The following is a 24,781-nucleotide window of genomic DNA, read 5'->3' on the forward strand; positions in this document are numbered from 1 at the left end:
ATTTTGAGTCCTTTCGAGCTTATAAAAGCGAATTCTTTCTGGTTAAATTCTGTCATCGCTGGAGTTGTATTTTATTTTTCCTAACCACTGTTTATCAGTGACTTACACTCCATGCGATATTTTTTTGTGAGAAATCCGGGCTAGATGAATCCATTTGGGGCAGAAAGAAGCGTTTTCATCCTATACGTATTAGTGTGATCATCGAGTGACAACTCACAATCTCAGTGTTCAAAGCTGGATAGACCTTGAATCAGAGAATGGTACTATTTAAAATTCGCATGTTCCTTATATGGACCCGATTCCATTATTCGATCACCTCTATCAGGAGTTAATCCGCATTACCGGAGAACAATCATGAGCCTAGCAAAACTCATTCGACTTGCATTGGAAAAAGTTCTTCCGGGTTACCCTCGGCGAAACCCAGTACCCGTATGGAAACTTCCCGTCATCGATCTCGCAACCCGAAAGGACCCATTCGCCAAAGATGATTGGAGGGAAGCATTGCACATGGAAAATGCATTTGTCGAAGGCAAGGAAAAGCGATGATCACCTTCGCTACCCTCATACTTTCGAATTTCCCCGTGAAGGGTTTGCACACGCGACCACCCTGGAACGCACTCCCGATTCCTACAGCAAGCCGTGCACCTGCATCGTGCGCATCACATCGTGCAGCACATTGCGCCAGATGATGTAACCCAGGTCGTTCATGTGCAACTCGTCGTCGAGGAAGGTTTCCGGGATGGGTTTGCCGTCAAAGCCGAGTGAGGCGGTCCAGACATCGGCAAAATACACGTTTGGGTGCTGATGAGTCAGGACCAGCAAGGCGGTGTTGGTTGCTTCATATTCGGCCTTGAGGTGCCAGCGCTTGAGGCTGGGTTTGGGCGAAATGAAAACCACCGGAACGGTTGGATGGACCTCCCGTATCTTTGCCAGAAACTGCTCCGCCTCCTGCACGATATGCTTCGGCTCCTTACCGCTGGCGGTATCGTTGTCGCCTTCGTAGACAAAAATCGCAGCGGGCCGGTGCGGCGGCACAAGATCATCAAACCAATGCAGGGCATCGGAAAAATGGGAACCGCCAAATCCCCGGTTGATGGTGGCATGCCCGGGAAATGCCTGCTCAAGCGTCTGCCACATGCGAATGCTCGAACTGCCCACAAAGAGCAGAGAACCCTCCTGCGTCGGTTGCTGCGCATCGGCCTCACGAAAGGCGTTGATTTCCTCTTCGAAACGAAGTGCATCCTGCGCGCTGGCGTGAAGCATCAGAGAGCCGGTGAAGAGCGCAGCCATCAGGCGCAAAACTGGAGATAGATTTGGAGCTTGGGATATCGGTTTCATGATGAATGTAAAGGTTCAGAATAAGGCTTGTGACTCAAGGGCTAACGCTCAAGCGCAGTCGGTCATCCATGCGTCGTCTCCATAGACAACGCACCGCTGAAAATTAACTAAAGCGCTCTTATACTTTCGACAACACGCTCCTGCAGCTCGTACTGCTGGCGCTGAGCGACTAGGCGCGCTTTCGCAACAGCACCGTCAGCATCAGCACCGAGGCCAGCAGCATGGATGTGATCAATACCGCTGCAAAGCGCTTCGGTTCGCCCTCACTCACTGCCATCCAGGTAACCACGCTGCGCCAGCTGAAGGCTGCCAGCAGCAAAACCGTTGTTCCCGTTGCAGCCATCCATGCTGCCCGGCGGCCACCGCGAAGAAACCAGATGCCCCACAGGATCGACAGGGAACCAAAGGAACCGCCCGAAATAAGGGCGGTCTTCGCTGCTGCCGGATTCGAAAGGTAGCCCAGCAGGCCACAAACGATGAGAAAACTGCCAAAACACAAGAGTGCGATTCCAGGATGGACTGTGGGTTGCATGCACGGATCAAATGCCAATTTGCGAAGCCCGCAAGTGCTCGACAACGGATTTTGGCGCAAATTGCGCTGAAGCTGACGAAAGACATGAGCAGTAGCGGTTATCCCGGGCACAGTGGGAGTCGTCTGAATTTTTCCAAATTCAGCTACGGGAACGTTCACTCGATTCAGAAATGCGGTAACGAATAGCCAATGTTTCACCGAGTCTTTTGATCGTCAACATGCTGTCCTCTCTGGCACATCCAAGGTCAACAAACCGCGATCCGTCAAAAAAATCGGACGATGGGCATTGAACCCTCCAACGACTTTCCTTATCCTGAACGCGTTCTGTATATCCCGACCCTATGAATCGACGAACTTTTGCCAAAACGGCACTGGCCAGTGTGGCGTCTTCGGGCGCACTGCTTTCCAGTTCCATCGCAGCCAGCACTTCGAGTGCTTCCACCGCCAAAGGTGGCTCATTCAAGCTCAAATACGCACCAAGTTTTCACCACTTCCGGCACAGCGCCGGAAAGGACCCGGTCGAGGTGCTTCACTTCATGAAGGACCATGGGTTCGAAGCCATTGAGGACAATCCCATGATGGGCCGTCCGGTTGAGGAACAACTGCGCATCGGAAAGACTCTGGAAAAACTGGGTATGACCATGGGGGTCTTTGTCACAGGTTTTGACTTTGGTACTCCAATTTTCACGGGCAACCGCATGGATGCCAGCAAGCGCGACCGGGACCCGAAAGCCGTGCGTGAACACCTCAGGATGAAATGCGAAGCTGCGGTGGAAACCGCCAAACGCGTGAATGCGAAATGGACTACCGTGGTGCCGGGAGCCGAAGATCCGAGCCTGGAATACGGTTACCAGTTCCAGAATGTGGTGGACAATCTGCAATTCTGCGCATCGATCTTTGAACCGCATGGCATCATCATGGTGCTCGAGCCGCTCAACCACATGGATCACCCGGCCCTGTTTCTCAAGCGCATCCCCCAGGCCTACACGCTCTGCAAATCCGTGGGCAGTGCCTCCTGTAAGATCCTGAACGATCTCTACCACCAACAGATCACAGAGGGCAACCTCATCCCCAACATTGACCGCGCCTGGGATGAGATCGCCTACTTCCAGGTAGGCGACAATCCGGGACGCAAGGAACCCACAACCGGAGAGATTAATTACCTGAATGTATTCAAACACATCCACTCCAAGGGATTCACGGGCATCGTCGGCATGGAGCACGGCATCAGCCAGCCCGGTCAAGCAGGCGAGATGCGACTGATCGAAGCCTACCGTGAGGTCGATGCATTCTGAACCCCCACCTGAACACCTTTTCTACACCCAAACCCACACCCTACAGGAGATCCCATCATGTCATCCCTACCCCTGAACCGTCGCGAATTCATCAAACGCAGCGCCGCTGCCGGAGCCGGTACCCTGCTGGCCGCCCAACTGTTTGGGGCGCCCCATGTAGCGGGTTCTGACAAGCTCCGCTTTGGCCTCATCGGCTGTGGTGGCCGAGGAACCGGAGCTGCTGCAGATGCGCTCATGGCAGACCGCTCCGTTGAACTGATTGCCGTTTCCGACCTGTTTCCGGACCGTGTCGAAGCGGCACTGGACCAGATCCGTGAACGGTTGAAAGGCCATTTAGGGGGTGATAGCGCTGCGATCGAGCGCGTGATGAAGGAACAGGTAAAGGTGTCTCCATCCCATCAGTTCAGTGGTTGGGACAATCATGAAAAACTCTGCTCCCTCGCCGAGCTGGACTACATCGTGACTGCCACTCCGCCTGTCTTCCGCCCCCATGTGGTTGAAGCCGCTGTTCGCCATGGCAAACACATGTTCATCGAAAAACCCGTTGCCGTGGATCCGGTCGGTGTTCGCAAAATGTATGCCTTGGGCGAACAGGCACGGGCGAAAGGACTTTCGGTGGTGGCGGGAACTCAGCGACGCTACCATCCAGGTTACCTCGAAGCCTTCAAGCGCGTGCAGGATGGACAAATCGGCGAGATCGTCTCTGCACAGGCCTACTGGCTCGCTGATTATTTTGTCGGATTCCCGCTCCGCGGGGCCGAGGATCGACCCACCAACGACATGGAATACCAAGTGCGCAACTGGCTGCTCTACGTCTGGGGTTCGGGTGATCACATCGTGGAACAGCACATCCACAACATGGATGTGGTGAACTGGTTTGTTGGCCGCGTCCCTGAAACCGCCTACGGAGTTGGAGGACGTGCGGTTGAGTTTGACTCCCAGCGCTACGGTGACCGGTTCAGCCACTTTGCCATCGAATACGATTATGGCAAGGATCTGCTCTGCAGCAGCATCTGTCGTCAGGAGCCGGGTACCAAGTCCCGCGTGAGCGAGCGCATTCAGGGCACCAAGGGCACGCTCTTCCTGAATGACCGTGAGCTGGAAATGACGGGTTCCAAGCCCTGGAGTTTCAAGCGTACTCCCGGTTTTGTCAGCGAGTTTGTGCTCGAGCACAAGGAACTCATCCGTAGCATTCGCGAGGGCCAGCCTATCGATGATATTCCGGATGTCACCGATAGTACACTCACGATGATCGCCGGCCGCAGTGCCGCCTACACTGGCATGCAGTTACAGACAGAGTGGATCAAGCAGCGCTCCCAGGAAAACCTGACCCCCGACACTCTGGAGTTTGGCGAGGTTCCCGTACCCGAGCTGCGCATCCCCGGTCAACACAAGCTCGTCTGAGCCTTTTCACCCCCATACCCATGGCCCAGGTGACGATACAGGTCGTTCACCTGGGCCGTTATACCCGGATGTACCGATCCACTTCTTTTCCCCTTACGCAGAACCGATACCTGTAACCCCTATGAACCCATCCCTCGCTGCCCTGCTGGACCGACGCACTTTTCTAAAATCCGGTAGCCTGGCTTGAAGCTGGTGCCCTGCTCATGAGCCAACAGGAGCTGCTCGGTGCGCTTGAACACTACGGCAAAAACGGACCGGTGGACAAACTACCGCAGTTATGCCCACGAGTCCGACAGTCGCGACCATTGGGACATCACCCAAAATCCCGGACTCATGCGCATCGCGTTCAATGCTGAAGAAGGACGAATCGATGCGTGGCACGGTATCCCCTGGCAGCGGGGTGCGCATTGAGGAATTGACGATCTCAAATCTCATCCCACCCAACAGGCGTAGTGTCCGGATAAAACGATCTCTGGGAAAAACCATCCGGGTTGTACCACTTCCCGCCGACGGCTCACAGTGGTCCTACGACAACAGCCACTGCTTCATTTTCCAGTCAGACGCTCATTTTCCACCTGCACCCTGGCAGCCACACACCGGAACTTGACCTTGTGGAAAAACAGGACAACGATTGTCACTATGCCCCCATTTGCCCCAGAGGACCACCTGTGGTTCACGGAGAACCTGTACCCACACGAGCCGTTTTTACGGGCGTGGTTGAACAAACGGTTCCCTGAACTGCCTGACATTGACGACATCATTCAGGAAGCTTACCTGAAGGTGTATCTTGCCCACCGAAAACGCCCGATCCTGCGACCCAAATCTTATCTGTTCGCCACCGCGCGCAACCTTTCTATCAATGCGCTGCGCAGTGCGAAGGTTCGGTATGAAAATGTTTTGGTCAAATCCGAGTTCGACAATGTCAAAGACAACGGAATGGAACTCTTTGATATCGTACAACGCGAGAGTGATCTGGAGCTGCTCACGCGTGCGATTCAAAGCCTGCCAAATAAATGCAGGCGCATCTTTACATTGAGGAAGGTTTATGGGTTGTCGCAAAAGGAGATTGCGGAGCAGTTGGGTCTCTCGGTTCACACCGTTTATACCCAAGTAGCCATAGGCTTGCAAAAATGCTCCGAGTATGTTCGCCGTGAACGTGGGGAAATCAAATATGGAAATGGGAGACATCAGAAAACCCGGTGACCTGGAGGATCTTCGCGCGCAAGCGTCGGAGTGGGTGGCTCGCCACGATCTCGGCCTGACTGAGGCCGAGCAAGAGGCATTCCTGGACTGGCTTGCCATTGATCCCCTGCACTCGGAATTGTTCGAAGAACAGCTGGCACACTGGCAGGATTTTGACGTGCTGGAACAATGGCGACCCCGTCACAGCGAAGTTCCCAATCCCGACTTGCTTGCACTGCCCCACCAAAGCTTCCGCAGCCACCGGATTCTCTACGCAGCCAGCCTACTGGCAGCCATGCTGGTAATCGGATTTGGAGTCTGGTGGGCCATGTCTCCCGACACTCCTCTGGCAACTGACATGCACTTATTGGCCGACGGTGAGTATGCCATGGGATTTGAGCGTCACACGCTGGAAGACGGTTCACAGGTACAGTTGAACCGTGGCTCCCAGGTTGCTGTGCTCTACTCTCCCCATCAGCGCTCGGTCGAACTCCGTTCAGGCGAGGCCCATTTCACGGTTGCGAAGGATGTGACACGCCCATTTGTGGTGGAGGTCGACGGCATTGCCATCCGGGCCATCGGCACAGCATTCAGCGTCGACCGCCAGGCACAGGGCGTGGAGGTACTCGTTACCGAGGGGCAAATCCAGCTCGAATCGTTTCGCCCACACAGTGCAAACACAAACAGCCATGCGGAACAACGCACGTTTGACCTCTTTGCGGGGCAGCGCACGTTCATCGACTTGGCGACCCCAGTGATGGATCCCGTCATCGAGTCGGTTTCCATGGATCAGATCGAATCCGAACTCGCGTGGAAGGATAAAATCCTCGAGTTTAATGGCGCTCCTCTGTCTCGCGTGATTTACGAAATCAACCTGCGGCATGGGCTGCAGATCCAGATCATGGACAGTGAATTGCAGAATCGCCGCATCACAGCAGCAATTCGAGCCGATAACGTGGAGGGCTTCCTCGAATTGCTCGAAGTCGCTCTGGGTATTCAGGTGAAGCACGCTTCGGACGGAATCATCTACCTGCATCGTTAGCATGCTCAGTGGGAGCTAGCCACTCACAACCCACCCCTATAGAAGGAATCACTCTCTTTTCTACGGATTCCAACTCTCCGGTCCGAAGTTCAGAAAAAGCCAATCCATCGAAACCGACGTTTTTGCAGACTCCCCATCGAAAGGTAAATCCCTCTCGCCGCCGCATGTGCGCTGAAAGGACCCGGCAGGGCATCGCACACATCCTCGCCCGCCTGGAACATCAGCGGTCACTTGGCTTGTACTGGATAGCCGCGATGCTGATCGGTCTGTCGCTGAATGGCTCGGAGCCGGAGCGTCGCAACTTTGTGATCGAAGCGGGTTCCGCTGAAACAACCCTTCGCCAGGCGGCCATTGAGGCGGAGGTGGAAATCCTCTATGACCTGAGCACAGTACAGGGATTGACGACGCGGCCCATTGAGGGGAGCTTTACCCCTTTCGAAGCCCTCGAGGCCATGCTTGCAGACACCTTCTGCCGCGTGGTAGCCGTACACAACGGACGTGCCTATGCCATTGTTCGGGAGCCATCTGCCGACACCTCACAGTCAAGCGACAATGGCGATTCCCCAGTGAACAAAGAGGGTTCCCCTTCGGACGAAGCATCGGGATGGCTGGAACGCCTCACCCGTGGACTTTCCGCTGCAGTGGGCGCCGATGGCACCAGTGAACGGTACGGAGGAGACGGCTCCATCTTCGAACTCGCGCCTTTTGAGATTGAAGCCAGCGAAGAAGCCGGTTACCTGGCCACCTCTTCTCTCGCCGGAACCCGCATTCAGGGCAACCTGTCGGACATCGGCGCATCCATTTCAGTGCACACGGAAGCCTTCATGGAGGATCTTTCGATCACAGACAGTGAGACCCTGCTGCTCTACGGGCTGAATACGGAGGTTGGCGGATTCAGAGGGAATTTTGTGAACCCAAGTTCCGAGGGTGTGGAAACCACCAACCTGAGGGAACCCCAGAGCAATACCCGAGTGCGCGGGCTGACTCGTGCAGACAATACGCTCAACTACTACCGTACCGATGTGCCCTGGGACAGTTACATCATACGCCGGATCGATATTCAGCGCGGTGCAAACTCAGTGCTCTTTGGGCTGGGAAGCCCGGCTGGCATCATCAACGCCACCCCCATCGAAGCAGAGTTCTTGGATTTGACGCGCATGCGTCTGCGCGTGGACAACCACGGCTCCATGCGGGTAAATCTTGATTTCAATCGCTCACTGCTCGGGAACTCGCTCGCCGTTCGCATCGCACTACTGAACGAACAGCAAAAATTCCAGCAACGCCCCGCTTTTGAGGAAAAGGAACGAGGCTACGCAACATTGACCTGGAAACCTGAAGCGTGGAACCAGGGTTCACGCAGCTTTCAGATCCGGGCCAGTGTGGAGATCGGAAACACCCGTTCCAACCGTCCCCGTATGATGGTACCAGTGGATTACCTCTCGATGTGGCTGGCTCCCAAATCTGCCAGCGGATTTGAGGGAGAATTTTCGGATGTTGGGAATTTTGGACTCAACCAAACCCCTTGGGATCAGTATAACGACTTTCTTTCTGGCAGCGGAGAACCCAACCAAAATCCATGGACGACTACGTTTTTTGATGGAGTCTCACCGGTCATCCTGTTTGACGGAGCCACCATTGGCCACATCACGGAAAGAGGCAGCAACGACCGTGGTAGCTGGTTCTTTGATGGTGAGATGGCCAATGCAGGAGCGACCGAAGCCCTCCGCAATGATGGCAGTGCTTCGCTGGATGGCACCTCTGTACACCGTCACATCAAGCACCCGGAGCAGCGATCACTCAACGGATTGCAGCGTGCAGCAATCGAATCCAATCTTCCTTTTGCGGGGTTCTGGAAGGATCGCTCGATTGCAAACACCGAGGTCTTCGATTTTTTCAACAATCTGATTGATGGAGATTCGAAGCGTGAGTTTCGAAACTGGGAGCTTTGGCAGCTGGATCTTGCCCAGACCTTCTTCCACGACCGGGTGGGATACAGTTTCAGCGCCTTCTCACAGCACTATGATGCAGAAGACTACGCCGCTCTGGGGGTGCTCTCTCCTCCAGCACTCTCCGTGGACGTTGGCTTGTGGGATCGCACCTCCCAGCCCAATGCACGCGTGCCCAATCCACGCGTTGGTAGAGTGATGGTCCGCTCGGAAAATCCCGGTGGAAGTTCCTTGAATCGAGATCGCAAATCCCTGCGTGCCCAGGGATTTGTGCGCCTTGACTTCGCCCGCTCGCACGATGCCCTCTGGCGCAAGGCCCTCGGTGCACACGAATGGCTCGCCGTCATGCAAACCCGCAAACTGGACGAGCAGTCAAGCATCTTCCAACTATTGGGCATGGGGCGGGATTTCCTGCTCGAGCGAGGCGAGAATGTGTGGCCGCTCCATCAAATTCCAGCAGAGGGTTCGCGTTTTTCAGAATACAATCGAACTCTCGGGGAAATTCGTCCAAGCACGATCTTCTACCTTCACTTCCGCCCGGACTACACTGGCATCCATCGAGTTGCGGCCAGCCTGAATGATCTTCCATACGGACTTGTCTCCATCGCAGGATTTGATGCCACACCGTTGCCAGGTCTGGATGCACACACAGCTGCACTGCCATGGACTGGTAGTCCCTTTGCATCCGAGCAGCTGAACCAAGAGATCCGCAGGTTCCAAGCCAGTAACCCCGAGTACTACCGTGGCTGGGTGGACTCCATCGGAACCTACACCATTGCCAACGCGTACCGCAGTGAGGCGGATCGCGAGTATCTCACAACCACACGCAACTATTTCAGTGAGACCGTGGATTCGACCGCAGCGGTCTGGACGGGGCGCTGGCTTGAGGGCAGCATCGTGGGAATGCTCGGATGGCGCAAAGACCATGTCACGGAAAAATGGTATGAACACGATTTTCGGACGGATGGACCTCAGATCGATGTGCGCGCCAACGAGAACTCGCGCTCGACACGGGTTTCGAGTCAGAACACCTCGCTCAAGCTCAACCTCAGTTCCCTCCTGAAATGGAGCGAATCCCTACCCTTTGATGTGCACCTGCTCCATGCAAGGGGCGAGGTGCAGACGCCCGACCCCACCCGGGTGGATGTGTTTGGTCGCACCCTACCCAACTCGAGAGGCAGCACTGAAGACACATCCATCATGCTCACCTCCGCCGACAATCGCTGGTCGATGCGCGCAACCTACTACCAAACCGAGGTGAAAGATGCAGTCTCCGGGTCGAGTTTGAACAGCCAGAAGTTCCGCATTCAGCAGGTGCTTCAGCAGGGTGCCGTTCGCGCAGGTTACATTGAGAGCCACAGTCAAAGCTACACCGCAGACTGGCTGTCGCTCAGTGCTTCCGCCGCCAATGCAGGCTATGCCACCGAAGCCGACTATCGCAGGGAGGTCATGGCTCCGGCATGGCGTGCCTTTGAGAGGCACCTTTGGGAGCAATTTCCCATCACACGTGCCTGGTATCAGTCCGATTTCGAGCCAGGCGATCAGAGTCCCCCGGTCGTGTTGTTCCCCGACAATGCGACACTTGTGGAGGATACCCGTTCAGTGGGTTGGGAAATCGAATGGATCGGGAACCTGAGTTCCAACTGGAACCTCGCTCTCAATCTTTCCAAAACACGGGCGAACCGGGACAACCTTCCGGGAGCTGAGTTCCAGGCGGTGACCGACTACATCGCCGAGGCCATGCAGGGACCGGCTGGTGAGTTGCCCATCTGGTGGTACGACGGCCCCGGCATGGCCATCCATCTGGCTCCCTTTCTCGGAGAACTGGCCAAGGCCAAAGCCCTGAATGGATCGGCACAGCCGGAAATCCGCGAATGGAAGGGCAGTGTCGTAAGCAACTACCAGTTTCGATCCGGACACTGGACAGGATTTGGTATCGGTGTGGGATATCGCTATGAGGACTCTCAGATCTTCGCCTATGGCCTTTCGTTGGACGAAAGTGGCAACACAGTCGTCAACCTGGAGGAAACCTATCGTGATGATTCACGACACACTTTGGATTTGTGGGTTTCCTACACACGCTCACTCACCCACAGCATCGGCTGGAAGATCCAACTGAACGTGTTCAATGCCTTTGGAAACAACGAAACCGTACCCCTGCACCGCAACCCTGACGGCAGCATGGGTCTTCTTGGCATTCGCGAGGGCACGAGTTGGGCACTGACCCATACGCTCTCCTTCTGATTCTTGGCCATCGTAGCGTGACTGAACTCAATGGGGTCGGATGAATTCAGTCGTCCGGGCCAGACGAAGGTGCCCAAACCCATGACACGCTTATTCCTCCCCAAACGACGATTTCCGGACCTTTTATTCCTCTCCTGAACATTTCTTTCATGAATTCCGGAAGCTGACCTGTCACAGGGGAGTGCTGCAGTGCGGACAACGCGTGTTCGCCTTGTGGTACAGACCTTCGGATCGACCCCACCCAACGGATTCAACACCCTGCGGCTGATCCGGTTCGATGCCCCCTGGCGGATCGGGTGTTTGCATTCGTGCACCCCAAACCCGACCGCAAAAAACTGAATGATCAAACAAACTCAAAAACACAACATGTTCATAAACCCTAAAACGCTCAAGCATTTCACTGCATCCGCAGTGTTTGCAGTGCTCAGCCCAGTCATGGCGTTTGCCCAGGACACCGGAGCTGATGAAGAGGAAGTCTACATCCTCTCCCCATTCGAAATCACGGCAGCCGACGAAGATGGCTACCTGGCCACTTCCTCACTGGCCGGCACACGCATCAGTGCTGACCTCAGTGACATCGGTTCTGCCATTTCAGTCTATACCGAAGAGTTCCTCGAGGACGTCGGCGCAACTGACAACGAAACCCTGCTCTCCTACAGTTTGAATACGGAAGTGGGCGGATTCCGAGGGAACTTCATCAATGCCACATCTGAGGGCATTGAAAATCAGAACCTCGAATCCCCCAACAACAATACGCGAATTCGTGGACTGACTGCTGCGGACAACACGCTGAACTACTACCTCACCGATATTCCGTGGGACAGCTACATTGTGCGACGGGTTGATATCCAGCGCGGTGCCAACTCCGTTCTCTTCGGACTTGGCAGCCCTGCCGGTATCATTAACGCGACCACAGTCGGTGCGGAGTTTGATACCTTTGGCAAGATTGTTGCGCGGGTGGACGAGCACGGTTCGGGTCGCCTCAACCTCGACTACAACCGCGAAGTCATCGAAAACACGCTGGCGGTTCGCATCGCACTGCTCAAGGATGATCGCAAGTTCCAGCAGGACCCAGCCTTCGAGGACACCAAGCGTGGATTCGCGTCTTTCACCTGGGCACCCGAGGCGCTCAACAGCTCGTCTACGAGTTTCCGTGTGAAGGCTAGTTTTGAGTCGGGAGAATCTACTTCCAACCGTCCGCGCATGGTTGCACCCATCGACCGCCTTTCGATGTGGCTGGCACCGACCAGTTCCAGTGGATTTGGTGGAGAATGGGCAAACCTGAAGGATTACGGATACAACCAGACCGCCTACAATCAATATGACGACTATCTGGCGGGTGCTGGCGAAGTAAACTTCAGGCCCTGGAATGCGATGTTCTCTGATGGGATCACGCCCTTGGTGCTCTGGGAGGGTGATACATTCACTCACATCACGGAAGTATCCAGCAATGACCGAGGCAGCTGGTTTTATAACACGACAATGGCAGATGCGGGAGCGACGGAGGCGGTTCCCAATGATGGTAGTGCAGATTTCAGCAATGGAACCAGTGTGCAACGCAACCTCAAGCACCCAGCCCAGACCACGCTCAACGGAATTGCCCAGGCCGCATCAGGGTTGAATCTTCCCTACGCCGGGTTCTGGAAAGACAGTTCCCTCACATCCACGCATCACTTCGATTTCTTCAACAAGCTGATCGATGGAGATTCCAAACGTGAACTCAAGGACTGGGACTACTGGGAACTCGACATCACCCAAACCTTCCTGAACAACAAGCTCGGCTACAGCCTCGGCGCGTTCCAGCAGGACTACCAAACAGAGTTCTACGCCGCGCTTGGAAACGTATTTGCTCCTGGGATCACTGTGGACATTGGAGAGTGGGACCGCACCTCACAACCGGGTGCCCGGGTGCGCAATCCGAATCTGGGACGCGTCCTGGTTCGCGACGCAAATTCCGGTGGGCGCATGTCGAACAGCTCCCGCGAATCCGTGCGGCTGCAGGCCTTCCTGCGTCATGATTTCACCGAGAACAGTGAGTCCCTGCTCTCTCGCATCCTGGGCAAGCACGACCTTGTTGCCGTGGGTCAGAACCGCAAACTCGACCGGAAATCCTCGAGTTTTGAACTCTTGGGTATGAGCCGGGAATACCTGCTCAACCGCGCCGAATCCGTTCGTCCTCTTGCAGACCTTCCGCCCCCGGGATCACGCCTGGCGGAATACAACCGAACCCTGGGTTCCACCTCTCCCGATCATGTGTTCTACCTGTCGGCCAACCCGGACTACAGCAGCATTGGCAATATCGGCACGCATCTAAAGGATCTGCCACATGGCACCCACGCCATTGCCGGATTTGACGCCACACCCTTGCCGGGCTTTACCGCTGCAATGGCCGCCATGCCGTGGGCTGACAGCCCGTTTGGTTCCCATGAGACAGAGAGATTTCAGGCCGAAAATCCGGAATATTACCGTGGCTGGCAGAACAGCATCGGTGACTACTACATTGCCAACGCCTACCAGAGTGATGCTGACCGGGAATACCTGACCACAGTAAAGAACTTCTTCACCGAAGACCTGGACTCCATCGCAGCAGTGTGGACGGGCCGGTGGTTTAATGGAGGACTCGTGGGCATGTATGGATGGCGTCAGGATGATGTGACTGAAACATGGTATGAACATGATTTCCGCCTCGATGGTCCCCATGTCGATGTTGCCGGCAATCGCAGTGAACGCTCGACCACCGTCGAAAGCAACAATTGGTCGCTCAAGGCCAATCTCACCTACCTTGCGGGAATGAGCGGTCGCTTGCCTTTCGACGTGCATGTGCTCTATTCCGAGGGAGAAGTGCAGACTCCCGACCCAACACGGGTGGATGTGTTTGGGCGCACGCTGCCAAACTCCACCGGGAACACGGAAGACCTCTCGCTCATGATCACTTCTGCTGACAACAAGTGGTCCTTCCGGGCAACCCGTTATGAAACCATCGTCAAAAACGGCATCTCCGGTGCGAGCGTGAACAGTCAGAAGTACCGCGTGCAGCAGGTGCTCCAGCAGGGTGCTTTTCGCGCGGGTCTCATCGAAACAGGTCAGCAAAGCTACACGGCTGATTGGCTGGAGCTGAGTCCATCGGCTGAGGCAGCTGGATTCACCACCGAGGCAGACTACCGTGTTCAGGTCATGGCCCCCGCATGGCGCGAATTCGAACGCGGCCTCTGGGAGCAATTCCCGTTGACACGCAGCTGGTACAGATCGGAATTTCAACCGGGTGATCAGGTGGCACCCCAGATTCTGTTCCCCGACAATGCTACACTCGTCGAGGACAGCATTTCAAAAGGCTGGGAGTTTGAGTTCGTGGGTAATATCACGAAAAACTGGAACCTGGCGGTCAATGCCTCAAAGACTGAAGCGATCCGTGACAACCTGCCGGGAGACGAATTCGGAGCCGTGGTGGACTACATCGTGGAAGCCATGCAAGGTCCGGCTGGCGAAGTTCCAATCTGGTGGTTCACGGGTCCCGGCATGGGCAGTCATCTCGCACCTTTTCTGGGTGAGTTGACCAAGGCAAAAGCGCTGAATGGATCGGCTCAACCCGAAATCCGCAAGTGGAAGGGCAATGTGATCACCAACTATAACTTCCGCAACGGTCGCTTTGATGGTTTTGGGATTGGCGGTGCCTACCGCTACGAGGATTCCCAAATCTACAGCTACGGTCTGTCGCTTGATGCCGAAGGCAACACGAAAGTCCATCTCGATCAAACCTTCGAGGATGATGCCCGTCATACCTTCGACTTCTGGGTCACCTACAACCGCCCGCTCACCGATAAGGTGGATTGGCGCATTCAGCTCAACATCTACAATGCGTTCGGCAGTAACGAGCTCGTTCCCCTGCACCGCAACCCCGATGGCAGCATCGGTCTGCAGGGCATCAAGGAAGGCATGAGTTGGGCCGTCACCAACACCTTCTCCTTCTAAGGGGGTTCCCATTGAAACTGGAGGGGTGTGGTTCTGACACTCCAGCCTCCGGACTCTCTCACAGCAGGCTTCCCGGTTCCCACCGGGAAGCCTTTTTTGTGAAATAAAGACTCAACAACACCATGTTGCGAGGGTTGACAGGCAGCGAAATCTCACATCAAAGGGAAAGGAGCAGCGCAACTCAGCGCCCCGCAGCCCAGTCGGGCACCACGCCCAGCTCAACACCAAAGACCCAGTGCCCAAGCAGCAGAACAACGGTCAGCAGCAGGGGCACGAGCAGTAGGTTGAGCCAGAGTCCCGCTCGCGCCATCTGGGGCAGTGTGATGTTCCCACTGCCAAAAACGATGGCGTTTGGCGGCGTGCCAACGGGCATCATGTAGGAACAGTTTGCGGCAAGAGCGGCAGGCACTAGAAACAGCAGTGGATTTTGTCCCAAACTGATTGCCAGGGCAGCCATCACAGGAAGGAAAGTTGCCGCCGTTGCCGTGTTGCTGGTGAGTTCCGTCAGCATCAGGATTCCGAAGCAGAGCACGGCAAGCGTGAACACCACAGGCAACGCACCCAGCGAAGCGGAGAGTCCTCCCAGATACTGAGACAGCCCGTGGGTTTCCACCATACCTGCCAGACTCAACCCACCTCCAAAAAGCAGCAAAACGTCCCATGGCACTGCCTTCGCACTCTGCCAGTCGAGCGCAAAGCTTCCTTCTTTCAGGCTCACCGGGAGCATGAAAAGCAGCAGAGCCCCCGTAATCGCAATCAGAGTGTCTGAGATCCCCGGAATCACTTCGCCCAAAAGTGGTCGAAACACCCAAGCCATGGCGGTCAGGCAAAATACCACCGCTACCATGGCTTCCCCTCGGCGCAAAGGTCCCAGCTGGGAGCGCTCACGCTTCAACAAATCCGCCATCCCCACAACGGGTTCGCGTCCGAGCCGAAAGGAGATGCGCGTGAGCACCACCCAAACAATGGGCAGGGCAATCAGGGTCACTGGCAACCCAATCAGCATCCACTGTCCAAAACCGATCTCCTGTCCATACACATTCCCCATGTAACCTGCCAGCAGCGCGTTCGGCGGAGTTCCAATCAAGGTCGCCATTCCACCTGTCGTCGCACCGTAGGCAACCGCCAGTAGCAGTGCCGTCGCAAAGGATCGATGCTCAGTTGCATGGGGACCTTCGCTTGGCAGAAGCTGTGTCACCGAAAGCGCGATGGGCAACATCATCAGGGCGGTCGCAGTATTGCTCACCCACATGCTCAACAATGCTGCACTGAGCAGAAAACCCGCGATGATGTTTCGAGGACGGGTACCCATCGCTGCGATGAGCTGCAGGGCCAGCCGCCGATGCAGCCCCCACCGCTGCATCGCTGCAGCAATGAAAAACCCTCCCAGGAACAAATAAATGATCGGATTGGCATAGGGTGCCGCCGCTTCCTTTCCGGTTGCCAATCCCAGCAGGGGCAGCAGAACCAGAGGTAACAGAGCCGTTGCCGGAATGGGAATGGGTTCGCAAATCCAAAATGTCGCCATCAATAACGCCACACCTGCCGTACGCCAACCTTCCACGCTCAGTCCGTCAGGAGGTGGCAGCAGCAGGGTGATGATCAGGCAAAGCGGTCCCAACAACCACCCACTCCATTGCCTTAGGCCGTAGCCTGCGGGTTCCTGCAATCCCTTGCGCAAGGCTGAAGGGGATTTTGAGTCAGGGGAAGCATGGGGAAGAGACATGGGCAATAGGGGGTAATGGATCCGGAAACGAAGGACACACGGACATGAACGAGCCGCTTAGTGTCACAGACACCAGACAAACAATGTGACCCAAACTACCAAAAAATAACTTCGGCGGGTCGGATGAATCAAGGGATTGGCTGAATCGTTGATCATCTACCTTTCGAAAGCGATACAGGCTGTTCAGGTTCTGAATTTTCACAAATTCAGCTACAAAATCAATAGCGGGGGAACCTGTTGGGGAACCGCACAAAGGTCATCCATTCATGACATATCCGTCCCGGTAGGACTTGGTGAGATAGGCGTTGGCAGTGTCATGGTTGGTCACGCGCCCACTGTTGCCGTCATAGGTCAGTGTGGGTCGAACGCCTTGCTCCCCTTCGCCTTCGCCCGAACGGAAGCCCACGAGTCCCAGGCACATGGTTTCGATCATGTCGGCACTGTATTTGAAGTTGCAGGCAGTTTCCGAAGGGTTTCCGTTTCGGCAGGCATCGGTCCACTGTTTCTGGAAATTCGGAATCGGGTCCTCAAGGTCCTCCACTGATGGCGAGTCAAAATACGTCAGGTCTGCCTTGTCACCATAGGGAATGACCAGGCGGTTGCGGAAGTCGGTGACCAGAAAGCCGTGTTCTCCCTTGAACCAGGCACCGTGACCGATGCGGTTGAGATCAATCCATGGACTTGGCGACTGCGGCATCGCCCCACCCTGATACCAGGTCACGCGGATTTGATCGCGCCAACTGTTGGCGGGGAACAGGTATTCGGCAGTCATGTTCACAGGTGTGACATCCGGGTTGAACGACTCGGGAGATGACACCTTGATCTGCGTCGGCAGCTCCGCATCGATCACATTCCAAACGATGTCCATGGTATGGCTTCCCATGTCTCCGATCTGCCCAACGCCCCAGTCCCAGTACATGTTCCACTGCAGGCAGTTCATGCCAACACCACCTTTCAGATACTCAGAATGATAGGGATGGTAGGGTGAAGGTCCAAGCCAAAGATCCCAGTCGAGCGTTGAGGGTATGGGCATGCCTGCCAAATGACCCGGTTTGGGGATCTGTCGATCCCCCCATACCGCCACATCGCGAATCGCTCCGATTGCACCCTGGCGGATGAGTTCTTCCACACGCTGGAAGTTTGGATTCGCATGGCGCTGCATGCCCACCTGAGTCGCGAGCTTGTGGCGTTTTTTCAGGTAGTTATCCCGCACGATGCGTGCCTCTTCCACGGTAATCGTGAGCGGTTTTTCCATGTAACAGTGCAGGTCCCGATTCAGGGCCCAGTTTGCGATGAAGGCGTGGTGATGATCCGGAGTGCAGCAGAGCACGGCATCAAGTCCCGGATGATCCATGGCCTTGCGCCAGTCCTTGTAGATCTTCGCCTTTGGGAATTCCTTCACTGCATAGGGCAGGTTCAGCTCGTTGACCTCGCAGATCGCCACCACGTTTTCCTCGCGCAGCATCGCATAGTGGGCTTCGGCGCGCCCATAGGCACCGATCAGGAGAATGTTGAGACGATTGCTGGGACGGTTCTGTCCGAAGAGGGTGCCCGAGGGAAGGATGGTGAGTCCGGCCGCAGTCAGCACGCTCTGTTTCACGAAGGTTCGACGGGATAGATTGGGGTTCATAACAGGTCGCTTGTTCGATTGGGGTTATACGAATTTGCTCTGAACACAGAGTAGATCACCGAACGTAACCGAGAAAGGGTCCCGGTTGCAATCGAAAGTGCTTCTGAACGCAGCTTTGATGCCTCGATCCGGGTGATCAGGGATGAAACCGGTACCGACCGGAGGCCATGGACAGAACGACGGACTCTGGAGTGATTTCAACAACCTTCACGTCTGGATGATCCGTCACGGGGATACCGGATTCCTTGAGTTCGGCGCCGTTTGTCGTTGGAAAATGAAGCGTGGCAGTCGATCCAACCGGAACGGTGGTGGTGATAACGAGTGCCTCACCCTGTCGCTGCCAGCGGATACCCGCTTCTCCGAAGACCGTCTGGTTCGAGTATTCGACAAACTCAAGATCTGCCACCGGTTGCGGGCGGAAGACAATGTGCCTGTAGGCAGGCTGCTCAGGATCGATCTGCATGCCAGCCAGATTACGATACAGCCACACCAGTCCACCCCCAAACATGGGGTGATTGCGCGAACCCGTGCCATCCCATTTCTCCCAGGTCGTGGTCGCACCCTGTTCCAGCCACCAGCCAAAGCCGGGCTGTGTGGTCTTGGTGATCGCTGTGTAGGCCTGCTCGTTCAGGCCATGCTCCGCCAGTATTTCAAAGAAGTAGCGTGTCCCAAAAATACCGGTGTCCAGGTGCCCGTCATCGGCGATCAGATTTTGACGCACAGCCTCGATCACGCTGCTGCGCATGGGTTCATCAAGGCCCATGCGCAGGGCAAGGATATCGGCACCGGCATCTCCAAAACTTCCGGTGGGTCCGTCGTAAAATGCCCGTTGGAAGGCCGCTCGGCTCGACTCCGCCAGCGCGGCGTAGTGCTCTGCCTCATGCAAATGTCCCAACACCGCTGCGGTCTTGGCGGTCAGGTCTGCGCAGTGCCAGTAATAAAACGTGTGCACCAACGCATCATCGGGCAATTCGCCCGGTGCTACCCAGTCTCCCAGATTGAACCATTTCAGCACCTTGCCATCATTGCCAGTGCGCTGAGAGTGCACGATGCCCTCGGGAGTTTTCCAGGTTTCCAGATAGTCAAGGTAACCCTTCATCGCGGGATAGGTGTTTTCGAGCATATCGAGTGATCCGTAGTGCTGGTAGAACTCCCAGGGCATGATCGCAATCGCCGCCCCCCAGGCCACACCCCCACCACAGCCGGACTGCCAGGGTGCACCATTGGGCACATAGCCAGTAGAAACAATCTGTGCATCACGAATATCCCCGATCCACTTGTGATAAACATCACGCGCATCGTAGTTGTGAAACACGGTCGAACAGGCCACCTGTCCGTCACCCGTATAGCCCGAGCGTTCGCGGTGCGGGCAATCGCTGACGATTCCGCCATGCATGTTGCCCACCTGACTGCGTCGCCAGATGCGGTTGATCGCATTGAGCAGGGGGTTCGAAGTTTCGACGTGCGCAGTCGCTTCGAACTGGGTATTGACCACCTCGGCGGTCAGGTGGGTCGGACTCAGATCACCCGGCCAGTTGTGAATCTCGATTTCCCGAAATACAAACCAGTTAAAGCGCGGTGCGTAGTCTTCCGCTCCCTCTCCACGCAGGATGTAGCGGTTGTCCCCGGAATAATTGCTGCTGAGAAATTCGATATCGATGGCGTGACCCTCTGGTCCCGAAACACCGTGCAGGCGCACCCACCCGGAAATTTCCTCACCAAAATCCACACGGTAATGTCCCTCGCCCAGACGCTCGATTCGTTGGGGTTGCAGTACCTCCGTTATCTTGTCGGTGGAGGCTGTATGGGCCACCAGGCGTCCATCCGGGGCCTTCCGCAGAGCCACTGGCTCCCAATTGCTCGCATCAAATCCGGGTGTGTTCCAGCCCTCCTGCTCCAGTCGGGCATCGTAAGTCTCACCATAATACACCATGTCCATCAGGATGGGACTGCGCGCCGCCGTCCAGCTATCATCGCTCACGATGATCTCCTCCGTTCCGTCGGTGTAAGTGATGTGGAGTTGCGCCAGAAAACGGGGTGATCCGTAGGCATCGGCCCAGTATTTGGCAGGGTTGTAGAATCCATTTCCCAGGATGCTGCCAAGCACATTCTCGCCCTGCTGAAGCTGATCCGTGAGGTCGTAGGCGAGGTACATCACCTTGTAGTCGTGAAAATCGTCGGGCAGCGCGATGTAGGCCTGCTCAAGCTCAGGCCGCTTGCCATAGTTGGTCTGGTTGGGAATCAGCACACCATCCCCCACCTTTCGACCGTTCAGGGAGAGTTCAAAATACCCCAGGCCCGTGGTGTAGATGACTGCCTTTTCCACTGGCTTGCGAATTCCAAAGGATTTTCTCAGGAGCGGGGCGGGCGGACCAAACGCTTCGGGACGACCATCGGGGCCTCCCGACGGTTTGGGCAGTGCTTCCTCGCCCTGCCATGGGGCACCAATCCAGCTCGCCTTCCAGTCCTCTGCCCTGAGCAATCCCATGCGCCAGAATGCGGGTTCACTCCATTCAGAAACCTCATCATCCCCATTCCACACGCGAACCTGCCACCAGCATTCCTGACGGGACTGCAGTGCTTCACCGTCATAGGCGATGCGATGATTCCGGGACGATGTCACCTTTCCACTGTCCCAGAGGTCAGGATCATTAAGCTGCAAGGGATCGCTTGCCACGCGCACCTGCCATGCGCTCTGAATCACTCCCCGTGCCCCCGGACGGGCGGCATTGATCCAGCTCAGGCGCGGAGCTGGCACATCGACGACCTGAGGGTCGTGCAGATATTCGCAGCGCAGGTCGCCCGGTTGCAATGGGTCAGCACTGAGCATCAAGCTGAGCAGTGGGATTGAGATCAGGAAGGAGCGGAGCAAGGGGATCATGGGCTTAAGCGTTCGGGGATTCTTTTGTATCGGTTAACCGAAAAGGATGCGAATGAAATCACATTGAGTTGAAAGCATGGGGAGCCATCACAAGTTCAATTCATGCATGATATTGCACGATCCATTATAGCGTCTGAACTGAAGTCCGTGCCGGGATGCGAATCAGGGCAGGAAGTGGATTCCTGAGGTCGCTGAAAGAGACACATCCTCACGGGTTGCGTTGCTATTGCGAAACGTCACATCGGTCGCCTCATGAAGCTGTACCCATGAGTTTTCTCCCACCGGTGCGAGAAGCTCCAACCCCTGAAATACCACATCACGAGCCTGCTCCACCCAAAGTGCATGTCGCTGCTCCATTCCCGTATAGGACAGGCGAACATTCTCCAGGCGCAGGTTCTCCACGTGCCGGAGAAAAAGTCCATAGGTCGGCAAATCCGTCTTGAACATGCGATTGAAGGGATAGTGGTTGCTATGCTCTGGCACCGGTTCCATCGCCGAACCAGCAGGTCCTTTGCCCCGCATGGTGATGTCGATGTTGGAAAGCCTGACCCCGCGAACCGGATGCCCGGGGTATCCGGTAATCGCACTACTGATGGGGCCACAGTCACGGGCGGTTAGATTCGAAATCACAATGTTTTCAACCCGTCCAGGGGTGGCATCTGGCTTACCCTCCCACTCACTGTGACGATTGCCAAGTTTGATGAAAAACGGAGTTTCCACACCGTGCATGATCACATTATCGATCTGAATATCCTGCAGGATGCCACCGTCGACACTGAGCAGATCGATGCCCGAGAGACCACCCCACGCCTCATGCACATGGATCATCTTTGGCGATTTAGAGGACCGGATCACGATGTTGCTGATCGCAACACGCTTGTATCCTCCCACAGAACCCGTACCCAGTTTAAGCGGCGTGGCATGGGAACTGAGAATGCAGTTGGAAATGACGACATCCTCTACGGTGCGCAGTCCCTCCGATTTGAGCACAAGCGCGTCATCACTGGAGTCGATAATGCAGTTGTCAATCACCACATCATGGCACCCGTCAATGTCGATGCCATCATTGTTCAGATTGCAGTGATTGTAGATCGTGAGGTCACTGAGGCGCACATGATCACAGAGGAAATAGCGCTGCATCCAGAACGCAGAATTTTCCATGCGAATTCCCTCAACCGTAATGTGCTTCGACTCCACCAGATGGATGCCAAAGGGACGCTCGTGATAGCGCACGTTATCACGGTCGCTTTTCCAGATGGCATGTTCACCGCCCGGGGCGATCATGCCGCTTCCGTAGATACGGACATTCTCCACGCGATAGCCGTAGAGAAACGCCGGACGCGGCTCAAGATCCTCCCGTGACTTCACCCGAGGTTCGATGGGAGGAAAGGCTTCTGCAGCATTCACACCCCGCCAGATTGCCCCGTTTTCGAGGTGGATGCTCACATTGCTTCGCAGATAAACGGTGCCCGAATGCCAGGTACCAGCCGGAAAGTTCACAGTGCCTCCACCCGCAGCGGCGCAGGCATCGATCACTTGCTGGATGGCCACTGTGTCATCCCCATCATCATCAGGAATCGCTCCCTGCGAAGTGATGTCATGGGTGAGGGCCTGAAGCAGGGTTGTCAGGCCCATGCTGAGCCAGAGAAATGTGTATATCTTGTTCATAAGTTGAAGCGGGTGAACGGCCAGAGTGGCGATTTTCACAAAGGGAGAAATTGCGGTGTCATTCCCAGACAGATGAACTGACCCTGCTTACTAAAAAAATCTGTGATTTTCTTTTAGTGGTGATGGTGCAACTGGTTGTCTCAGGGATGTCGGCTATGCTTCAAGCTCACACAACACCCATTGACTCCTGCCATTCGCACTGTTGCAAATTCGGAGCAGGGTTCTGAATATGAACTCACTCACCATTTGATTTTTCCCCATGATGATTCCAGCCAATCCCTTCATTCGCCAATCGCTCCTGTTGCTACTGACGGCCTTTCTCGGACTCAGCCCGTCGGTGGCGTTGGAGGTTTCCAATGTGTTCTCCGACCACATGGTACTGCAGCAACAGCAACCCATCCGCGTCTGGGGACGTGCAGCTCCGGGGTCTGTGGTGACTGTAACCTTCGCAACTGTAAATGAAACGACCCGAGTAAATGCAGAGGGAATGTGGCAGCTCAGTCTGCCCGCTCAGGAGGCATCGTTTGAATCCCGGACACTGACGATCAGTTCGGGTGAACATGAACTTCGCTTCAGCGATGTGCTGGTGGGTGAGGTTTGGCTGTGCTCCGGTCAATCCAACATGGACTGGACCGTCGACCGACTCAAAGATGCCGACATGGAGCGTCTGGCAGCCCGTCATCCCCATATCCGGTTCTATAAGGTAAACCACGTCACCGCACAGGAAGCACGCTTCAGCGACAATGCCGTATGGAAAGTCTGCGCTCCCGACACCGTCGGTGATTTCAGCGGCACGGGTTATTATTTCGGGCGGGATCTCCAGCAGGTCCTGAATGTTCCAGTCGGCCTAATTCACTCTGCCTGGGGAGGAACCCCGGCGATCGCATGGACCCGCATGGAAGCGATGCACCGTCATCCGCAGCTGGTCGGCAAGGTGGCCGAGTGGGAGGCGATGGTGCAGGATTCAGCGGAACGGCTGGTCGAATGGCAGAAGGAGCAGGATGCGCTGAACGCAGCCGGCACGCCCGACCCAGCTCCCTGGCGTTCGCGTCCGAAAGAACGCACGGATCCGCACTTCCCCGCAAACCTTGCCAATGGCATGCTTGCACCGATTGCCCCCTACACGATCCGCGGAGCGATCTGGTATCAGGGAGAAACGGATGCGGGGTGGAACCCGAGCGATTACGATGAGCGGCTGCAGGTGATGATCGAGGACTGGCGCGAGCGCTGGGGACAGGAACAGCTGCCCTTTGGCATCGTGCAATTGGCCGGATTCATGGACTACCGCACGGAACCTTCGAATGATCCCTGGCCACAGCTCAGGGAAGCCCAGCGCAACCTGGCAAACTCCATGGAGCACGTCGGACTCGCCGTCACGATTGATATCGGCGAAGCCAATGACATTCATCCACGCAACAAACAGGAGGTCGGTCGCCGCCTCGCCCGATGGGCACTCGCAGACGTGTATGAGGAAATTGAGCTGCGCGGCGGACCCGAACTCGCGACGGCACGGGTAACTGGCAACCAGGCCGTGCTCACGTTTACCCAGACGGGTTCGGGCCTGCACATCCTCGATGACCGCAAACTCAGAGGGTTCACACTTGCCGGACTGGACGGCGTGTTTTATCCGGCGGTCGCAACGCTCGATGGGAAGGATACCGTCATTGTGACCAGCACCGATGTCCCCAGCCCTGAGCGCGTGCGCTACGCCTGGCAGAACAATCCCAAAGATGCCAACCTGACCAACGCGGAACGCCTGCCCGCCAGCCCATTTGAAGCATGGTTGAGATAGTCCTGCGGTCGAAGCAGGTGGATCTGAAACAGCCTTGCCTGGCTGTTCAATTGCAGACGCATCTGATCAGAATGTTCACAAGTTTCGCTACAGGGATGAAATGCGTTTCACTTCTGCGATTCTGTCCGATCC

General features: G+C 55.9%; 15 protein-coding genes. 9 read left to right on the top strand and 6 right to left on the bottom strand.

Going from position 1 to position 24,781, the window contains the following annotated elements:
• The first annotated feature begins 354 nt into the window (after nucleotides 1-354).
• Nucleotides 355-546 (top strand): hypothetical protein, encoded by a 192-nt coding sequence (locus ABQ298_14580; protein ID MEQ9825609.1) that lies wholly within the window; start codon nucleotides 355-357, stop codon nucleotides 544-546.
• An 81-nt stretch (nucleotides 547-627) separates the two neighbouring features.
• Here the strand turns inward: ABQ298_14580 and ABQ298_14585 are convergent, their stop codons facing one another.
• The gene (locus ABQ298_14585; protein MEQ9825610.1) at nucleotides 628-1,338 is read right to left on the bottom strand and encodes a GDSL-type esterase/lipase family protein; all 711 of its coding nucleotides are present in this window, start codon (nucleotides 1,336-1,338) and stop codon (nucleotides 628-630) included.
• Between the two features lie 169 nt (nucleotides 1,339-1,507).
• Nucleotides 1,508-1,870, bottom strand: a complete 363-nt coding sequence (locus tag ABQ298_14590) for a hypothetical protein (protein ID MEQ9825611.1) — start codon at nucleotides 1,868-1,870, stop codon at nucleotides 1,508-1,510.
• Between the two features lie 341 nt (nucleotides 1,871-2,211).
• On the opposite strand from ABQ298_14590, the gene ABQ298_14595 reads away from it, so the two are divergent.
• From ABQ298_14595 to ABQ298_14625, 7 genes are all read left to right on the top strand, one after another.
• Entirely contained in the window at nucleotides 2,212-3,165 is a 954-nt protein-coding gene (locus tag ABQ298_14595) for a TIM barrel protein (GenBank protein MEQ9825612.1), read from the top strand.
• Between the two features lie 57 nt (nucleotides 3,166-3,222).
• The gene (locus ABQ298_14600; GenBank protein MEQ9825613.1) at nucleotides 3,223-4,569 is read left to right on the top strand and encodes a Gfo/Idh/MocA family oxidoreductase; all 1,347 of its coding nucleotides are present in this window, start codon (nucleotides 3,223-3,225) and stop codon (nucleotides 4,567-4,569) included.
• 231 nt (nucleotides 4,570-4,800) lie between these two features.
• Nucleotides 4,801-4,980, top strand: coding sequence for a hypothetical protein (locus ABQ298_14605; protein ID MEQ9825614.1), 180 nt, complete (start codon nucleotides 4,801-4,803; stop codon nucleotides 4,978-4,980).
• 228 nt (nucleotides 4,981-5,208) lie between these two features.
• A complete protein-coding gene (locus ABQ298_14610; GenBank protein ID MEQ9825615.1) occupies nucleotides 5,209-5,772 on the top strand; it encodes an RNA polymerase sigma factor in 564 nt (187 codons plus the stop codon).
• Nucleotides 5,747-6,793, top strand: a complete 1,047-nt coding sequence (locus ABQ298_14615) for a FecR domain-containing protein (GenBank protein MEQ9825616.1) — start codon at nucleotides 5,747-5,749, stop codon at nucleotides 6,791-6,793. The genes ABQ298_14610 and ABQ298_14615 overlap by 26 nt, the downstream gene beginning before the upstream one ends.
• A 164-nt stretch (nucleotides 6,794-6,957) precedes the next feature.
• Nucleotides 6,958-10,983, top strand: a complete 4,026-nt coding sequence (locus tag ABQ298_14620; GenBank protein MEQ9825617.1) for a TonB-dependent receptor plug domain-containing protein — start codon at nucleotides 6,958-6,960, stop codon at nucleotides 10,981-10,983.
• Between the two features lie 366 nt (nucleotides 10,984-11,349).
• Nucleotides 11,350-14,952, top strand: a complete 3,603-nt coding sequence (locus ABQ298_14625; GenBank protein MEQ9825618.1) for a TonB-dependent receptor plug domain-containing protein — start codon at nucleotides 11,350-11,352, stop codon at nucleotides 14,950-14,952.
• 181 nt (nucleotides 14,953-15,133) lie between these two features.
• On the opposite strand, the gene ABQ298_14630 is transcribed toward ABQ298_14625, so the two are convergent.
• The 4 genes from ABQ298_14630 to ABQ298_14645 all read right to left on the bottom strand — a co-directional run bounded on the left by ABQ298_14630 (nucleotide 15,134) and on the right by ABQ298_14645 (nucleotide 22,857).
• The gene (locus ABQ298_14630; GenBank protein MEQ9825619.1) at nucleotides 15,134-16,678 is read right to left on the bottom strand and encodes a DASS family sodium-coupled anion symporter; all 1,545 of its coding nucleotides are present in this window, start codon (nucleotides 16,676-16,678) and stop codon (nucleotides 15,134-15,136) included.
• A 256-nt stretch (nucleotides 16,679-16,934) separates the two neighbouring features.
• Entirely contained in the window at nucleotides 16,935-18,308 is a 1,374-nt protein-coding gene (locus tag ABQ298_14635; protein MEQ9825620.1) for a Gfo/Idh/MocA family oxidoreductase, read from the bottom strand.
• A 136-nt stretch (nucleotides 18,309-18,444) separates the two neighbouring features.
• Nucleotides 18,445-21,189: a family 78 glycoside hydrolase catalytic domain gene (locus tag ABQ298_14640; GenBank protein ID MEQ9825621.1), complete on the bottom strand. Its 2,745-nt coding sequence runs from the start codon at nucleotides 21,187-21,189 to the stop codon at nucleotides 18,445-18,447.
• A gap of 162 nt (nucleotides 21,190-21,351) precedes the next feature.
• Nucleotides 21,352-22,857, bottom strand: a complete 1,506-nt coding sequence (locus ABQ298_14645) for a glycosyl hydrolase family 28 protein (GenBank protein MEQ9825622.1) — start codon at nucleotides 22,855-22,857, stop codon at nucleotides 21,352-21,354.
• Between the two features lie 259 nt (nucleotides 22,858-23,116).
• Between ABQ298_14645 and ABQ298_14650 the strand changes: the two genes are divergently transcribed.
• The gene (locus tag ABQ298_14650) at nucleotides 23,117-24,649 is read left to right on the top strand and encodes a sialate O-acetylesterase (GenBank protein MEQ9825623.1); all 1,533 of its coding nucleotides are present in this window, start codon (nucleotides 23,117-23,119) and stop codon (nucleotides 24,647-24,649) included.
• Nucleotides 24,650-24,781: the final 132 nt, after the last annotated feature.

It is taken from the genome of Puniceicoccaceae bacterium (assembly GCA_040224245.1).
In the GTDB taxonomy this organism is placed as follows: domain Bacteria; phylum Verrucomicrobiota; class Verrucomicrobiia; order Opitutales; family JAFGAQ01; genus JAKSBQ01.

Bases quoted from the DNA above. Each gene is read 5' to 3' on its own strand.
- ABQ298_14580 (MEQ9825609.1), top strand. From the start codon at position 355: ATGAGCCTAGCAAAACTCATTCGACTTGCATTGGAAAAAGTTCTTCCG.
- ABQ298_14585 (MEQ9825610.1), bottom strand. From the start codon at position 1,338: ATGAAACCGATATCCCAAGCTCCAAATCTATCTCCAGTTTTGCGCCTG.
- ABQ298_14590 (MEQ9825611.1), bottom strand. From the start codon at position 1,870: ATGCAACCCACAGTCCATCCTGGAATCGCACTCTTGTGTTTTGGCAGT.
- ABQ298_14595 (MEQ9825612.1), top strand. From the start codon at position 2,212: ATGAATCGACGAACTTTTGCCAAAACGGCACTGGCCAGTGTGGCGTCT.
- ABQ298_14600 (MEQ9825613.1), top strand. From the start codon at position 3,223: ATGTCATCCCTACCCCTGAACCGTCGCGAATTCATCAAACGCAGCGCC.
- ABQ298_14610 (MEQ9825615.1), top strand. From the start codon at position 5,209: ATGCCCCCATTTGCCCCAGAGGACCACCTGTGGTTCACGGAGAACCTG.
- ABQ298_14615 (MEQ9825616.1), top strand. From the start codon at position 5,747: ATGGGAGACATCAGAAAACCCGGTGACCTGGAGGATCTTCGCGCGCAA.
- ABQ298_14620 (MEQ9825617.1), top strand. From the start codon at position 6,958: ATGTGCGCTGAAAGGACCCGGCAGGGCATCGCACACATCCTCGCCCGC.
- ABQ298_14625 (MEQ9825618.1), top strand. From the start codon at position 11,350: ATGTTCATAAACCCTAAAACGCTCAAGCATTTCACTGCATCCGCAGTG.
- ABQ298_14630 (MEQ9825619.1), bottom strand. From the start codon at position 16,678: ATGTCTCTTCCCCATGCTTCCCCTGACTCAAAATCCCCTTCAGCCTTG.
- ABQ298_14635 (MEQ9825620.1), bottom strand. From the start codon at position 18,308: ATGAACCCCAATCTATCCCGTCGAACCTTCGTGAAACAGAGCGTGCTG.
- ABQ298_14640 (MEQ9825621.1), bottom strand. From the start codon at position 21,189: ATGATCCCCTTGCTCCGCTCCTTCCTGATCTCAATCCCACTGCTCAGC.
- ABQ298_14645 (MEQ9825622.1), bottom strand. From the start codon at position 22,857: ATGAACAAGATATACACATTTCTCTGGCTCAGCATGGGCCTGACAACC.
- ABQ298_14650 (MEQ9825623.1), top strand. From the start codon at position 23,117: ATGATGATTCCAGCCAATCCCTTCATTCGCCAATCGCTCCTGTTGCTA.